Annotated in this window: 14 protein-coding genes; all 14 read right to left on the reverse strand. The window is 37.9% G+C overall.

Annotated features, from left to right (window positions below):
- Positions 1 to 55: 55 nt before the first annotated feature.
- The 14 genes from rseP to topA all read right to left on the reverse strand — a co-directional run bounded on the left by rseP (position 56) and on the right by topA (position 14,800).
- The gene (gene rseP, locus MKX37_RS18610; protein WP_002088169.1) at positions 56 to 1,312 is read right to left on the reverse strand and encodes an RIP metalloprotease RseP; all 1,257 of its coding nucleotides are present in this window, start codon (positions 1,310 to 1,312) and stop codon (positions 56 to 58) included.
- 17 nt (positions 1,313 to 1,329) lie between these two features.
- Entirely contained in the window at positions 1,330 to 2,472 is a 1,143-nt protein-coding gene (gene dxr / locus MKX37_RS18615; RefSeq protein ID WP_002014547.1) for a 1-deoxy-D-xylulose-5-phosphate reductoisomerase, read from the reverse strand.
- Between the two features lie 23 nt (positions 2,473 to 2,495).
- Complete coding sequence (gene cdsA, locus MKX37_RS18620; RefSeq protein ID WP_002088171.1) at positions 2,496 to 3,287, reverse strand: phosphatidate cytidylyltransferase; 792 nt, start codon at positions 3,285 to 3,287, stop codon at positions 2,496 to 2,498.
- Positions 3,288 to 3,304: 17 nt separating this feature from the next.
- Positions 3,305 to 4,081: an isoprenyl transferase gene (gene uppS / locus MKX37_RS18625; RefSeq protein ID WP_033731196.1), complete on the reverse strand. Its 777-nt coding sequence runs from the start codon at positions 4,079 to 4,081 to the stop codon at positions 3,305 to 3,307.
- 85 nt (positions 4,082 to 4,166) lie between these two features.
- A complete protein-coding gene (gene frr / locus MKX37_RS18630) occupies positions 4,167 to 4,724 on the reverse strand; it encodes a ribosome recycling factor (protein ID WP_000531506.1) in 558 nt (185 codons plus the stop codon).
- Between the two features lie 3 nt (positions 4,725 to 4,727).
- On the reverse strand, positions 4,728 to 5,450 hold the full coding sequence (pyrH, locus tag MKX37_RS18635) for a UMP kinase (RefSeq protein ID WP_002014544.1): 723 nt from the start codon (positions 5,448 to 5,450) through the stop codon (positions 4,728 to 4,730).
- A gap of 66 nt (positions 5,451 to 5,516) precedes the next feature.
- Complete coding sequence (gene tsf / locus MKX37_RS18640) at positions 5,517 to 6,404, reverse strand: translation elongation factor Ts (RefSeq protein WP_002088177.1); 888 nt, start codon at positions 6,402 to 6,404, stop codon at positions 5,517 to 5,519.
- Positions 6,405 to 6,486: 82 nt separating this feature from the next.
- On the reverse strand, positions 6,487 to 7,188 hold the full coding sequence (gene rpsB, locus MKX37_RS18645; RefSeq protein WP_002185070.1) for a 30S ribosomal protein S2: 702 nt from the start codon (positions 7,186 to 7,188) through the stop codon (positions 6,487 to 6,489).
- 353 nt (positions 7,189 to 7,541) lie between these two features.
- Complete coding sequence (codY, locus tag MKX37_RS18650) at positions 7,542 to 8,321, reverse strand: GTP-sensing pleiotropic transcriptional regulator CodY (RefSeq protein ID WP_002014541.1); 780 nt, start codon at positions 8,319 to 8,321, stop codon at positions 7,542 to 7,544.
- A gap of 77 nt (positions 8,322 to 8,398) precedes the next feature.
- Positions 8,399 to 9,790 carry an ATP-dependent protease ATPase subunit HslU gene (gene hslU / locus MKX37_RS18655; RefSeq protein ID WP_002014539.1) on the reverse strand — a complete coding sequence of 464 codons (1,392 nt, stop codon included), beginning with the start codon at positions 9,788 to 9,790 and terminating at the stop codon, positions 8,399 to 8,401.
- Between the two features lie 22 nt (positions 9,791 to 9,812).
- Entirely contained in the window at positions 9,813 to 10,355 is a 543-nt protein-coding gene (hslV, locus tag MKX37_RS18660; RefSeq protein ID WP_002014538.1) for an ATP-dependent protease proteolytic subunit HslV, read from the reverse strand.
- A gap of 42 nt (positions 10,356 to 10,397) precedes the next feature.
- Positions 10,398 to 11,297: a tyrosine recombinase XerC gene (gene xerC, locus MKX37_RS18665; protein WP_078175468.1), complete on the reverse strand. Its 900-nt coding sequence runs from the start codon at positions 11,295 to 11,297 to the stop codon at positions 10,398 to 10,400.
- Positions 11,298 to 11,368: 71 nt separating this feature from the next.
- A complete protein-coding gene (gene trmFO, locus MKX37_RS18670; protein ID WP_002066796.1) occupies positions 11,369 to 12,673 on the reverse strand; it encodes an FADH(2)-oxidizing methylenetetrahydrofolate--tRNA-(uracil(54)-C(5))-methyltransferase TrmFO in 1,305 nt (434 codons plus the stop codon).
- Positions 12,674 to 12,721: 48 nt separating this feature from the next.
- Entirely contained in the window at positions 12,722 to 14,800 is a 2,079-nt protein-coding gene (gene topA, locus MKX37_RS18675) for a type I DNA topoisomerase (protein WP_002088184.1), read from the reverse strand.
- Between the last annotated feature and the right edge of the window lie 53 nt (positions 14,801 to 14,853).

Consider the following 14,853-nt stretch of genomic DNA (forward strand, 5'->3'; position numbering starts at 1 on the left):
TTAGGTGAGGGATTTTATTCTATGAGCTCTATTTCATTATAAACTTCTTCTTATTTTACAAGAAAAACTTACGGATGTCATTCCATGTTACAACTAACATAAGCAACATTAATAATGCAAACCCAATAAAGTGAACCATTCCTTCTTTTTGACGATCAATTGGTTTTCCTCGTAATGCTTCAATTAAGAAGAAGAACAAACGTCCACCGTCTAAAGCTGGGACTGGTAATAAATTAAATAAACCAAGGTTAATACTTAAAACTGCCGCTAAACTTAGTACACGCGTAAATCCATAATCTACAACTTGATCTGTTAGATTATAAATTCCTACTGGACCTGACAACTCATTAATAGAAAATTGACCCGTTACTAATTTCACAAGAGAATCAAAAATTAGTTTCGTCCATTCGTATGTTTGTTCAAACCCTGATTTAATAGAACCCATCACTGTTTTCTCTACAGGAGAATAAACACCAATTCTACCAACTTCGTCTTTTCCTTCTTTATCAAGCGTTGGTGTTACTTTCACATTAAATTGCTCACTATCACGCTTTACATGTAACGTAATTTCTTTATTTGGGTTTTCACGTACAATCGTTACAACATCTTTCCATGTACTAGTGTTCTTCCCATTGATTGCTTGAATCGTATCGTTTTCTTTTAATCCAGCTTGTTCTGCAGCACTATTCTCCATTACTTTTCCGACCATTGGTTTGTCAACAGGAACTCCTTGTACAAATCCAAGAATCACAAAAATAACAAATGCTAGAATAAAGTTCATTGCAGGACCTGCAAAGATTGTTAGAGCACGTTGGCCCAATTTTTTAGAGCCAAATTGTCTATTGTACGGAGCGATTTGAATTTCTTCTCCCGCAGAAATGATACGAGCTTTTTCATTTACTCGGAATGTTTGCAGCTCTTCCTCGTACTCTTCATAACCCAAAATTGTAAGATTATGCTCTAAATCAGCTTGTTCGACTTCAATGACACGAACATTTGGATATTTTTCATGTCCGTCAAAAACTAATTTCACAACTTCGTCTTTTTCATTTAATACAAGTCCAACCTTTTTTCCAGGTTTTAACTCAACTGTGTCCGCATCCTCGCCAGCCATTCTTACATAGCCACCAAGGGGCAGTAATCGAATCGTATACACCGTTTCATTCTTTTCAAATGAGAATATTTTCGGACCAAAACCAATCGCGAACTCGCGGCACAAAATACCTGCTCTTTTTGCGAAATATAGATGCCCTAGCTCATGGAAAAATACGAGTGCACCGAAAATTAATATAAAGGCAATCGCTGTATTCAATTCCATAACCACCTTTGCTAAATTTGTTCCATCACAAACCGTCTTGTGGCTGCGTCAATTTCCTGAATTTCCTCTAAACTCGGACGTGCAATGACAGTGTGATGGTGCATTGCTTTTTCAATGAGGTCTTCCACTGTTAAGAAACCAATTCTCTTTTGTAAAAAAGCTTCAACAGCTACTTCATTTGCCGCGTTCATTACAGCCGGCATACTTCCACCTGTCTTTCCAGCTTCATACGCAAAACGTAGACAACGGAAACGCTCTTGATTCATTTTCTCAAAATGCAATGTTCCCATTTCCCATAAATTTAACTGTTTCGTGTCTGAAAGAGGCAATCTATCAGGATATGTAAGCGCGTATTGAATCGGTACTCGCATATCAGGTGAGCCAAGCTGTGCCATTACACTACGATCTTCAAATTCAACCATAGAATGAATAATACTTTCTTTATGTAGAACAACATCGATTTGCTCATAAGGGATACCAAAAAGCCAGTGTGCTTCAATTACTTCTAGCCCCTTATTCATCATTGTAGCAGAATCAATTGTAATTTTCGAACCCATTGACCAGTTTGGATGACGAAGTGCATCTTCTACGGTCACTTGATGCAATTCATCTCTCGTTTTATCACGAAAACTTCCGCCTGAAGCAGTTATAATTAAGCGAGAGATTCTTTTTTCATTTTCACCATTCAAGCATTGAAAAATAGCTGAATGTTCACTGTCTACTGGAAGTAACGATACATTATGTTTTCGTGCTGCTTCCATTACAAGATGCCCTGCAGTTACTAACGTTTCTTTATTTGCAATTCCAATTGTTTTTTTCGCCTCAATTGCGCGGAGTGTCGGTAACAACCCTACGCTACCTACAACAGCATTCACTACAATTTCTGTATCTGGGTGCAGCGCTACTTCTAATAAGCCTTCGCTACCATATACTACTTTTGTATTACCAGAAACAGCTTGTAATTTTAAAACATCTTCCTCTCTTTGCACAGAGACAATTTGCGGGGAAAATTCTTGAATTACCTTTACTGCATAATCAACATTTTTCCCTACAGAAAAAGCAACGAGACGGAATTGGTCTGGGTGCGAGCGTAACACATCTAATGTTTGTGTACCGATTGATCCGCTTGCACCTAGTAAACTAATGTTTTTCATGACTCCAACCCCTCGTTCATTTATTAATTGTATTGTAATAAGAAGTATAGAATTGGTAACACAAATAACCAACTATCTGTTCGATCTAAAATACCACCATGTCCAGGTAAAATTGTACCTGAATCCTTTACACCATAATGGCGTTTAAATGCAGATTGCACTAAATCACCAATTTGTCCAAAAATAGAAATGATAATCGTCAGAACGATTAAAACTCCTACATTCGCTTCAACTGGGAAGAACATATTGTAAACAAGTGCAACAACAATTCCACAAACAATACCGCCTAATGAACCTTCAATCGTTTTATTCGGACTAATTTCTGGCCATAATTTTCTTTTTCCAAATGCTTTTCCTATGAAATATGCACCTGAATCAGTTGCCCATATGACAAATAGTGCACAGAACACATATTTGATTCCTAATATTCTCGTTTCATTTAAATATAAGAATCCCATTCCAACATATGTCGTTGCCATAAGTAAAAATGAAGCATTGTCAAAAGTAAATGTATTCTTAGAAAGGACTGTATATGATAAAAGTAATAAAACAATCACAAATGTGATTTCTAATTTACCTAACCCAATCCACGTAAACAGTTCTGATGCACTACTCGGAATTAAAATAATCCACAATAATACTGCAGCTAAAACTGTTGGTACCGAAATAAGCGTAAGCTTGTTCATACGAATTAATTCATATAAACCTATAGAAGCAAGTGCATACACTAAAACTGTAAAAGGCACGCCACCGTAAATTACGATGGGAATGAATAGCGCGGCAGCAATCACTCCAGTAATAATTCTCTGTTTCACTACCAAACCCTCTCTTTCTACACGCCTCCGAATCTGCGCCCTCTATGTTGAAAGTCTGTAATCGCATTTAGCAAATGTTCCTCGGTAAAATCTGGCCAATACACATCTGTAAACCAAAATTCCGAATAAGCAATTTGCCATAACATGAAATTACTAATACGTAGCTCTCCGCTTGTACGGATTAACAACTCTGGATCAGGTAAAGAACTCGTCATTAAGTAAGAAGAAATCTTTTCTTCACTTATTTCTTCCGAACGAATTTTTCCTTCCTCACTATCTTTCATCATATGTTGCACAGCAGAAACGATTTCATCTCGACTTCCATAGTTTAACGCGAAATTAAGAATTAATCCCGTATTCTCTTTCGTATCTTCCATGGCTTTTTCCATCGCTCTGCGCGTATGCGTAGGAAGACGATCTTTTTGCCCTATTACTCGGACTTGTACGTTTTCTTCAATCAACTCTGGTAAAAATGTACCTAAAAATTCTTCTGGAAGCTTCATCAAATAATCAACTTCTTTTTTCGGTCTTTTCCAGTTCTCAGTCGAAAAAGCATAAAGAGTTAATACTTTCACATCAAGCTTACTTGCAAATTTTGTGATTTTCTTCACAACTTGCATACCTTCATGATGACCAGCAATGCGAGGCATGGCTCTTCTCTTTGCCCATCTTCCATTACCATCCATAATAATAGCAATATGTTCTGGGATATATCCTTTTTTCACTTTTTCAATGAGATGATCAAACGATGTGACCTTTTTACTTTTAAAAAAAGGAAACTTTTTAAACATCATTCATACCCTCCAACAAGCAGACGTATGCCTAAAAGTGTAAAAAGACCCCCTTAAGAAGAGGGTCATATTTGCGAAATTATCGCTATTACACTTCCATAATTTCTTTTTCTTTGTTTTTTGCGATTTCGTCAACTTTTGCAATATATTTATCTGTTTCTTTTTGGATATCTTCAGTATATCCTCTTAAATCATCTTCTGTAATGTCGCCAGCTTTTTCAAGCTTCTTAAGGTCATCATTACTGTCACGACGTACGTTACGAACAGCAACTTTTGCTTCCTCAGCATATTTCTTCACAACTTTTACAAGATCGCGACGACGCTCTTCTGTTAATGCAGGGAATGCAATACGAATTACAGTTCCATCATTAGAAGGGTTTAAGCCTAAATCTGCTTTTAAAATTGCTTTTTCAATATCACCGATAGAAGTTTTATCATAAGGTTGAATTACAAGCAAACGTGCTTCTGGAACTGTAATGTTCGCTAATTGCACAACTGGTGTTGGTGCACCATAGTAATCAACTTGTACCTTATCTAATACAGACGAGCTTGCACGACCAGCGCGAACTGTTGCTAATTCACGAGAATAAGCAGCAACTGCTTTTTCCATTTTTTCATTTGAAGACTTCAATACTTGTTGTCCCATAATTTATTTCCCCCTTACAACTGTTCCAATATTTTCGCCTAAAACGGCACGTTTAATGTTACCTTTTTCCATAACCGAGAATACAATTAATGAAATATCATTATCCATACATAAAGAAGAAGCTGTAGAATCCATTACACCTAAACCTGCTTTTAATACATCTAAGTAAGTAAGTGTTTCGTATTTCGTAGCTGTTGGGTCAATAGATGGATCTGCACTATATACGCCATCCACATTATTTTTCGCCATTAAAATAACGTCCGCTTCGATTTCAGCTGCACGTAATGCTGCTGTTGTATCTGTAGAGAAGTATGGGTTACCTGTACCTGCAGCAAAGATAACAACACGTTTTTTCTCTAAGTGACGAATTGCTTTACGACGAATGTAAGGCTCTGCCACTTGACGCATCTCAATTGAAGTTTGTACGCGAGTTTGAATTCCGATATTCTCTAAGCTATCTTGAAGAGCTAATGAATTCATAACTGTTGCTAACATGCCCATGTAATCTGCTCCTGCACGATCCATGCCCATTTCGCTTCCAATTTTCCCACGCCAAATGTTACCGCCACCAACAACAACTGCAACCTCTACATCAAGTTCTGCAATTTCTTTCACTTGTTCCGCAACTGACTTAATAACAGCTGGGTTAATTCCAAATCCTTGCTCGCCAGCTAAAGCTTCTCCGCTCAGCTTTAAAACGACACGATTATATTTCGGTTTACTCATAATGAACCTCCAATTGCTTACATCTTTATTTTAAAAAAGGGAACACAATGTGTTCCCTAATCTGTATTAGTTGTTACCTTTTACTTGGTTCATTACTTCTTCAGCAAAGTTGTCTTCGCGTTTTTCGATACCTTCACCAACAGCGTAGCGAACGAATCCTTTTAATGTTCCGCCTTTAGACTCAACGAATTGACGAACTTTCATGTCAGGATTCTTAACGAATGTTTGGTCAAGTAAGCAAATCTCTTCAAAGAATTTGCCAAGACGGCCTTCTACCATTTTCGCAACGATTTTTTCAGGCTTGCCTTCGTTTAAAGCTTGTTGTGTTAATACTTGACGCTCATGCTCAACTTCTTCAGCTGTTACAGCATCGCGGTCGATGTATTTAGGGTTAACTGCTGCGATGTGCATTGCTACATCTTTAGCAGCTGCTTCATCAGTAGAACCTTCAAGAACTGTTAATACACCAATACGTCCACCCATGTGTAGGTAAGCGCCGAATGCATCAGCATCAGTTTTTGATACGATTTCGAAACGACGAAGTGTAAGTTTTTCACCAATTTTAGCGATTGCTTCGTTGATGTGCTCTTCTACTGTTTTGCCGCCTTCGATTGTTTGAGCCATAGCTTCTTCAACGTTAGCAGGTTTGTTAGCTAATAAGTGAGCAGCTAATTCTTTAATTAACGCTTGGAAACCTTCGTTTTTCGCAACGAAATCAGTCTCAGAGTTTAATTCTAAGATTAAACCTTCGTTACCGTTTGTTTCGATGAAAGTTAAACCTTCAGCAGCGATGCGGTCTGCTTTTTTAGCAGCTTTCGCAATACCTTTTTCACGTAAGAAGTCAATTGCTTTCTCCATGTCGCCGTTAGTTTCTGTTAAAGCTTTTTTGCAGTCCATCATACCTGCGCCAGTTTTTTCACGAAGTTCTTTTACCATTTGTGCAGTGATTGCCATGTTTTTCATCCTCCTAAAATATGTATTTATACCTTAAAAAAGGTGATAAAAGGCCGAACCCCTTATCACCTTTCCAAATTTGTTACGCAGTAACAGTTTCTTCACCTTGTTTTGATTCAAGGATCGCGTCTGCCATTTTAGATGTAAGAAGTTTTACAGCACGAATTGCATCATCGTTTGCTGGGATAACGTGATCGATTTCGTCTGGATCACAGTTTGTATCAACGATACCGATGATTGGAATGTGTAATTTGCGCGCTTCAGCAACTGCAATACGCTCTTTACGAGGGTCTACTACGAATAATGCACTTGGAAGACCTTTCATATCTTTAATACCGCCTAAGAATTTCTCAAGACGCTCTAACTCTTTTTTAAGTTGAACAACTTCTTTCTTAGGAAGTACTTCGAAAGTACCATCTTCTTGCATTCTTTCGATATCTTTAAGACGCTTGATACGCTTTTGGATTGTTTGGAAGTTTGTTAAAGTTCCACCTAACCAACGTTGGTTAACGAAGTACATACCAGCACGAGTTGCTTCTTCTTTAATAGCTTCTTGTGCTTGTTTTTTAGTACCTACGAATAAAATGTCTCCACCTTCAGCAGCGATGTCACGCATCGTTCTGTAAGCTTCCTCAACTTTTTTCACAGTTTTTTGTAAGTCGATGATGTAGATACCGTTACGCTCTGTGAAGATGTAACGCTTCATTTTTGGGTTCCAACGACGAGTTTGATGTCCGAAATGAACACCAGCTTCAAGCAATTGTTTCATAGAAATTACTGACATAATTTAGTTCCTCCTAAATGGTTTTTTGATATCCTCCGTTTACTTCATCTCTAAGCGAAACTACGAACGTAGCACCAACACTTAAATCAGTAAACGTGTGTACTTTGTACTGACACCACTGCTTACTATATCATACTGAAATATTACAATCAAGTCGAAAATGCGAACAATGTAAAACTTTCTTTTTTTCACGCTCAAATTCTAGTATTACCAACCTTCAATTCCTTTAAGCAAGGAATTGAAGGTTAATTAATAGTTTTCTAATGAATGTTGTCATGACGCCTTACGTAAGCAAAATCATTCACTTAAAAAAACAAAAAACTCTCCTCAAGCGAGGAGAGTTTTTTTATAAATTAGTTTGTTTTTAATTTAGCAAGTTCCTGTAGAAACTTGTCGTTTAGCACTTTAATGTATGTTCCTTTCATACCTAAAGAGCGAGACTCAATAACACCAGCACTTTCTAATTTACGTAGTGCATTTACGATTACCGAACGAGTAATTCCGACGCGATCAGCAATTTTACTTGCAACAAGTAAACCTTCTGTTCCATTTAATTCTTCGAAGATATGCTCGATTGCTTCTAACTCACTGTAAGATAATGAGCTAATCGCCATTTGAACAACAGCTTTACTACGTGCTTCCTCTTCGATTTCTTCTGCTTTTTCACGTAAGATTTCCATACCTACAACAGTTGAGCTGTATTCAGCAAGAATTAAATCATCGTCTAAGAACTCTTGACCAAGACGAGCTAATACTAGTGTACCTAGACGCTCACCGCCACCAACGATTGGTACGATTGTAGTTAAACCTTGACCGAATAATTCTCTATTTTCTACCGGGAATGCTGTGTAGTCACTATCCACACCTAAATTTGAAGATGTTTCTGTAACATTGAATAAACTTTGCGTATACTCTTCTGGGAATTGACGCTCTGCAAGCATGTGCTTCATACGTTCGTTTTCGATTTGTTGGTGAATCGCATATCCTAATAATTTACCGCGACGACTTACAACGAACACGTTCGCTTCAATTACTTCACACATTGTGTCAGACATCTCTCTAAAGTTTACAGGCTTTCCTGCTGCGCTCTGTAATAACGCATTTAATTTTCTCGTTTTTGCTAATAATTCCATTTCAAAATTTCCTCCTACATGTTACTTACATATTTTTTCATCACTTGGAAACTAGGGCGAGTCACCTGATGACACTATTACAAAATAAACTGGCTCACATCTTTATTTTTAGCTATTGTCGCTAATTTTTCCTCAACATATTGAGGTGTTATCGTTATTTTCTCTAACGTAATTTCAGATGCCTCAAACGATAAATCTTCAAGGAGCTTCTCCATAACAGTATGAAGTCTTCTCGCTCCAATATTATCTGTATCCTGATTAACTTGATAAGCAATCTCAGCAATCTTACGAATAGCTTCGTCTGAAAATTCAATTTCTATACCTTCAGTCGCTAATAACGCCGTGTACTGTTTAATTAGCGCATTGTCAGGCTCGATTAATATTTTAACAAAATCATCCGCCGATAATTTTGTTAATTCTACTCGAATCGGAAATCTCCCTTGCAATTCCGGAATTAAATCCGACGGTTTAGACATATGGAACGCTCCAGCTGCAACAAATAAAATATAATCCGTTTTTACTGATCCGTATTTCGTTGCTACATTCGATCCTTCTACAATCGGTAAAATGTCACGTTGCACACCTTCACGCGATACATCTACGCTATTCGACTGCTTACCAGCAATTTTGTCAATTTCATCGATAAAAATAATCCCGAGCTGTTCAGCACGATAAACAGCCTCTTGTGTAACTTCATCCATATCAATTAAGCGCTGTGCCTCTTCATTTGTCAAGAGTTTTCTTGCTTCTTTTACAGAAAGTTTACGTTTTTTCGTTTTTTTCGGCATGATACTTCCTAGTGCATCTTGGAAATTCATTCCCATTTGCTCCATGCCAGTTCCTTGCAACATATCAAACATAGAAGACTGTTGTTCCGTCACTTCGATCGATATCACTTCATCTTCAAGAAGGCCTGCCGCAAGCTTTCTTTCCACATCTTGACGTTTCTTTTCGATTTCATCATCTTCCTGTGCATCAGATGTTTGGTTTGAATTTTGATTACCACCAAAAAGCATTTCTAATGGATTTTTAAATCCAGATTGTTTCTCCGGACTCGGCACTAAAATTTCAACAAGACGTTGATTCGCTTGCTCTTCTGCTTTATCTTGAACTTTAACTACCATTTCCTCTTTCACAATGCGAACAGACGTTTCAACAAGGTCGCGGACCATCGACTCTACATCTCGACCCACATATCCAACTTCTGTAAATTTCGTCGCTTCAACCTTAATAAAAGGTGCTCCAACGAGTTTCGCCATTCGCCGTGCTACCTCTGTTTTACCAACACCTGTCGGTCCAATCATTAAAATGTTTTTAGGTGCAATTTCATCACGTAAATTTTCAACTAATTTACTGCGACGGTATCGATTTCGTAGAGCTACAGCAACCGCTTTCTTTGCATCTTTTTGACCGATGATGTATTGATCTAATTTTTCCACAATTTGACGCGGAGTAAAATGTAAATGCATATAAAATGCCTCCCTTACGATTCTACAATTCTTCAACAATTATGTTGTGGTTCGTATAAACACAAATATCGCCTGCAATTTCTAAACTGGCCTTCGCAATTTGTTTCGCTGTTAAATGTTCACTTGCATGTTGCTTTAAAGCACGACCAGCAGCAAGTGCATAATGTCCGCCTGAACCAATTGCTAAAATACCATCATCTGGTTCAATCACTTCTCCTGTACCTGAAACAAGGAGCATCGTTGTTTTATCCATGACAATGAGCATTGCTTCTAGCTGACGTAGCATTTTATCACCACGCCATTGTTTCGCCATCTCAACTGCAGCGCGCTGCAAATTGCCATTATACTCTTCTAATTTTCCTTCAAACATTTCAAAAAGAGTAAATGCATCAGCAACTGATCCTGCAAAACCAGCTAAAACTTTCCCTTGGAAAAGTTTGCGAACTTTGCGAGCTGTATGTTTCATTACAACAGCATTCCCCATCGTTACCTGACCATCTCCAGCCATTGCACATTCTCCATTATGATGAACTGCAAATATCGTTGTAGCGTGGAAATTTCCCATAGAAAAAACTCCTTTATATGTTTTTATAGCCTTAAAAGCAATTTATGCCCGCGGGTGATGCTTCATGTACACAGAACGCAATCTTTCTTTAGAGACATGCGTATAAATTTGTGTGGTTGACAAATTCTCATGACCTAATAGCTCCTGCACAGTACGTAAATCCGCTCCTTCATCCAACATATGTGTAGCAAATGTATGCCTTAACATATGGGGACTTATCCGCATTGTAAGTGAAGCTTTCTTAATGAGTTCGTTCAAAACATAACGTACACCCTGATCTGTTAACGGCTTACCTTTCGCATTTAAAAATACCATATGAGATTGTTCTTCAGTCTTTTGAGCTAACTGTTTTCTCCCGTTCTCTATATAAGTAATTAAAGCATCTTGTGCATAGCTTCCGAACGGAATATATCTTTGTTTTTTCCCTTTTCCCATCACTAAAATTGTTCCCACTGCAAAGTCAATGTCGGTAAGTTGCAAATTAACGCATTCGCTTACACGAATCCCAGTTGCATACATCAACTCTAATAAAGCTTGATTCCTTTGACCTAATGGTGCCCCTGTATCAGAAACTTCAAACAATTCCTCTAACTCTTCAGCATATAAAAACTTTGGGATTGACAATTCTTTCTTGGGAAGTGACGCAAGTGCAAACGGATTATCTTTTTGATAACCTTCACGCATCAAAAAACGATATAAACTTCGTAAGCTTGATACTTTCCTTGCGACAGATTTACGTGCTAACTTCTGATCGTGCAACGTCGTCAAGTATAAACGAACATCCGCGTATGTAACATCTAAAAAAGAGGATATGCCTTCTCGCTCCATAAATTGCACAAAATGTTCTAAATCATTTTGATAACTTGCAATTGTATATTTTGAATAATTTCTTTCAATTTGTAAATATCCAACGAATAATTGTAACAATTTCTTCACATTCACATCCATATAATTCACCTCAATAAAGGCTACTAAATCGTATCACAACTTAGTAGCCTTTGCAAGAAATTTAATTAAATATTTACAAAATTTTGAATTGTTTCCAAAGCGCGTGTAGCATATGCTTCATTTCGCTCTTGTTTCTTTTTAATTTTCTTCTCTAACGGTGTAAATAAACCGAAGTTTGCATTCATTGGCTGGAAGTTTTTCGCATTTGTCGCAGTAATATAATTTGCCATACTTCCCATTGCAGTTACAGGTGGTAATACAACTGGCTCTTCACCTTGTACAAGTCGAGCAGCGTTAATACCCGCTAATAATCCTGATGCTGCTGATTCAACATAACCCTCTACACCAGTCATTTGACCAGCGAAGAATAAATCATCACGTTGTTTATATTGATATGTTGGACGAAGCAAATTAGGCGAATTAATAAACGTATTACGATGCATTACACCATAACGTACAATCTCTGCGTTTTCTAGTCCTGGAATTAGCTGTAACACTTCTTTTTGTGGCCCCCACTTTAAATGTGTTTGGAAGCCTACAATATTGTATAATGTTCCTGCTGCATCATCTTGACGTAACTGAACAACCGCATACGGTGTTTTCCCTGTTTTCGGATCTTCTAACCCAACAGGCTTCATCGGCCCAAATACTAACGTCTGTCTTCCTCTACTTGCCATAACTTCTACTGGCATACAACCTTCAAAGAAAATTTCTTTTTCAAATTCTTTTAAAGGCACTGTCTCAGCAGCAATTAAAGCCTCATAAAAACGATCAAACTCTTCTTCTGTCATTGGACAGTTTAAATATGCCGCTTCACCTTTATCATAACGGGATTTTAAATATACTTTATTCATGTCAATGCTGTCTTTCTCAACGATTGGCGCGGCAGCATCATAGAAATAAAAATAATCTTCACCTGTTAGTTTTTTTAATTGTGCAGAAAGATCAGGAGACGTAAGTGGACCTGTCGCAATAACAGTTGGTCCCTCTGGAATTTCAGTGATTTCCTCATTCATTACAGTTACGTTCGGATGATTTTTCACATATTCAGTCACTTTCGCCGCGAATTCATGACGGTCTACAGCTAAAGCACCTCCTGCTGGTACAGAGCACTCATCGGCTGCACGAATAATGACAGAATCCATTAGACGCATTTCTTCTTTAATAACACCAACAGCATTTGTTAATGTGTTTGCGCGAAGTGAGTTACTACATACTAATTCAGCAAATTTATCTGTATGATGAGCTGGTGTTTGCCTTACTGGTCTCATTTCATATAATTTTACTTGGACACCACGCTTTGCAATTTGGTAAGCTGCTTCGCTTCCTGCAAGACCTGCGCCAATGACGTTTACTACTTGTGTTGTCATATATATCACCTTTCCTTTTCTTCCCGAAAAAAATGTGAGCAGTTACGCTCACATTTGTTGTTCTTCTTCATAATCACACGAAATACATTGTACTTGCACGCCTTTTTTTAACTTTTTCTCTACGAGCATACCTTCACACTTCGGACATTTACGACCAATCGGCTTATCCCAAGATACAAAGTCACATTCTGGATACGTACCGCATCCGTAGAAAAGGCGTTTCTTTTTATTACTACGGCGTTCAATAATTTGCCCTTTATCACACTTCGGACAAGTAACACCGATTTCTTTTACAATCGGTTTTGTATTACGACATTCCGGGAAATTTGAACAAGCCATAAACTTCCCATATTTACCCATTTTAAAGACCATCGGGTGACTACATAATTCACAGTCTTCCCCAGCTGGTTCATCTTTAATTTCCACTTCACGCATTTCTTTTTCCGCTTTTTCTAAGCGCGGTTCAAATCCTACGTAGAAATCATCAACAATTTTCACCCAATTCGCATTTCCTTCTTCTACTTCATCAAGGCTTTGCTCCATATTGGCAGTAAATTCAATGTTAATAATTTCTGGGAAAAACTCTAAAATAAGTTCGATTACTATTCCACCAAGCTCAGTCGGAACGAAGCGTTTATTATCTAAAGCAACGTATCCTCGTTTTTGGATTGTTTCAAGTGTCGGTACATAAGTAGACGGTCTCCCAATTCCAAGCTCTTCAAGTGTTCTTACTAGACGAGCCTCTGTATAACGCGGCGGAGGCTGTGTGTAATGTTGCTTTGGTTCTATATCTTTTGAAAATACAGTTTCACCTACTTCTAACGGTGGCAACATCTTATCCTTTTCTTCCGCACCATCATCTTTCGACTCTACGTACACTTTCATAAATCCTGGGAACTTTACAACTGATCCACTTGCACGGAACTGAACATTGTTATTAATGAGTTTCGCTGTAACAGTATCCATTATAGCAGATGCCATTTGACTTGCAACAAATCGCTCCCAAATCAGTTTATACAAACGGAGTTGATCACGACTTAAGAAACTTTTTAGTTCCTCTGGCTTTCTCATTACCGAAGTAGGACGAATCGCCTCATGCGCATCTTGTGCTTTCGACTTTTTCGTTTCTTTCCTCTTCTCTGTTCCTATGTATTCCGCACCAAACGCCTCAGTAATGTAATCACGAGCCTCTGTTTGAGCTGTTTCTGAGATACGTGTTGAATCAGTTCTCATATACGTAATAAGACCTACAGTCCCTTGTTTTCCAAGATCTATCCCTTCATACAGCTGCTGTGCAAGCATCATTGTTTTCTTTGCTCGCATATTTAACTTACGCGCTGCCTCTTGTTGCAAGGAAGATGTTGTAAACGGTAATGCAGGGTTACGCTTTCGCTCTTTTCGCGTTACATTTTCAACCGAAAACGCATTGTCTTTCATCTTTTCGATTATTTCGTTCACTTGTGCTTCGTTCGTTAATTGAACTTTTTCACCATCTACACCGTAAAAGCTTGCTTCAAATGTGTCTTTCCCTTTCACAAATTCTGTTTTAATTGTCCAGAATTCTTCAGGTTCAAAACTTTGAATTTCTTTTTCACGTTCGATGATTAAACGAACTGCTACAGATTGTACGCGTCCTGCACTTAATCCTTTTTTTACTTTCTTCCATAATAAAGGACTAATATTGTAACCAACAAGACGATCGAGTATACGTCTTGCCTGTTGTGCATCTACTAAATCCATATTAATTGCACGAGGATATTTAAATGATTCTTTTATTGCATCTTTTGTAATCTCATTAAATACAACTCGGCAATCTGATTCAACGTCCACATTTAACGTATTTGCTAAATGCCAAGCAATTGCTTCTCCTTCACGATCCGGATCGGCCGCGAGATAGACTTTCTTTGCTTTTTTTGCCGCTGATTTTAAATCTTTTAAAACGGGACCCTTACCACGAATGGTAATATACTTCGGGGTGAAGTTATTCTTTACTTCTATCCCCATTTGGCTTTTAGGTAAATCGCGGACATGTCCCATGGACGCGACGACTTTGTATTTTTTCCCTAAATATTTTTCAATGGTCTTCGCCTTAGAAGGCGACTCCACGATTACGAGGTAATCTGACATGCTAGTGCCTCCTTAAGAGGTGGATTCAAGTCTTCATCAATCTTATTGATTTC

This window comes from Bacillus sp. FSL R5-0709 (assembly GCF_038004785.1).
Taxonomy (GTDB): Bacteria; Bacillota; Bacilli; order Bacillales; family Bacillaceae_G; genus Bacillus_A; species Bacillus_A mycoides.

Bases quoted from the DNA above. Each gene is read 5' to 3' on its own strand.
- dxr (WP_002014547.1), bottom strand. From the start codon at position 2,472: ATGAAAAACATTAGTTTACTAGGTGCAAGCGGATCAATCGGTACACAA.
- uppS (WP_033731196.1), bottom strand. From the start codon at position 4,081: ATGATGTTTAAAAAGTTTCCTTTTTTTAAAAGTAAAAAGGTCACATCG.
- frr (WP_000531506.1), bottom strand. From the start codon at position 4,724: ATGGGACAACAAGTATTGAAGTCTTCAAATGAAAAAATGGAAAAAGCA.
- pyrH (WP_002014544.1), bottom strand. From the start codon at position 5,450: ATGAGTAAACCGAAATATAATCGTGTCGTTTTAAAGCTGAGCGGAGAA.
- tsf (WP_002088177.1), bottom strand. From the start codon at position 6,404: ATGGCAATCACTGCACAAATGGTAAAAGAACTTCGTGAAAAAACTGGC.
- rpsB (WP_002185070.1), bottom strand. From the start codon at position 7,188: ATGTCAGTAATTTCTATGAAACAATTGCTTGAAGCTGGTGTTCATTTC.
- codY (WP_002014541.1), bottom strand. From the start codon at position 8,321: ATGGAATTATTAGCAAAAACGAGAAAATTAAATGCGTTATTACAGAGC.
- hslU (WP_002014539.1), bottom strand. From the start codon at position 9,790: ATGCATTTACATTTTACTCCGCGTCAAATTGTGGAAAAATTAGATCAA.
- hslV (WP_002014538.1), bottom strand. From the start codon at position 10,355: ATGGGAAATTTCCACGCTACAACGATATTTGCAGTTCATCATAATGGA.
- trmFO (WP_002066796.1), bottom strand. From the start codon at position 12,673: ATGACAACACAAGTAGTAAACGTCATTGGCGCAGGTCTTGCAGGAAGC.
- topA (WP_002088184.1), bottom strand. From the start codon at position 14,800: ATGTCAGATTACCTCGTAATCGTGGAGTCGCCTTCTAAGGCGAAGACC.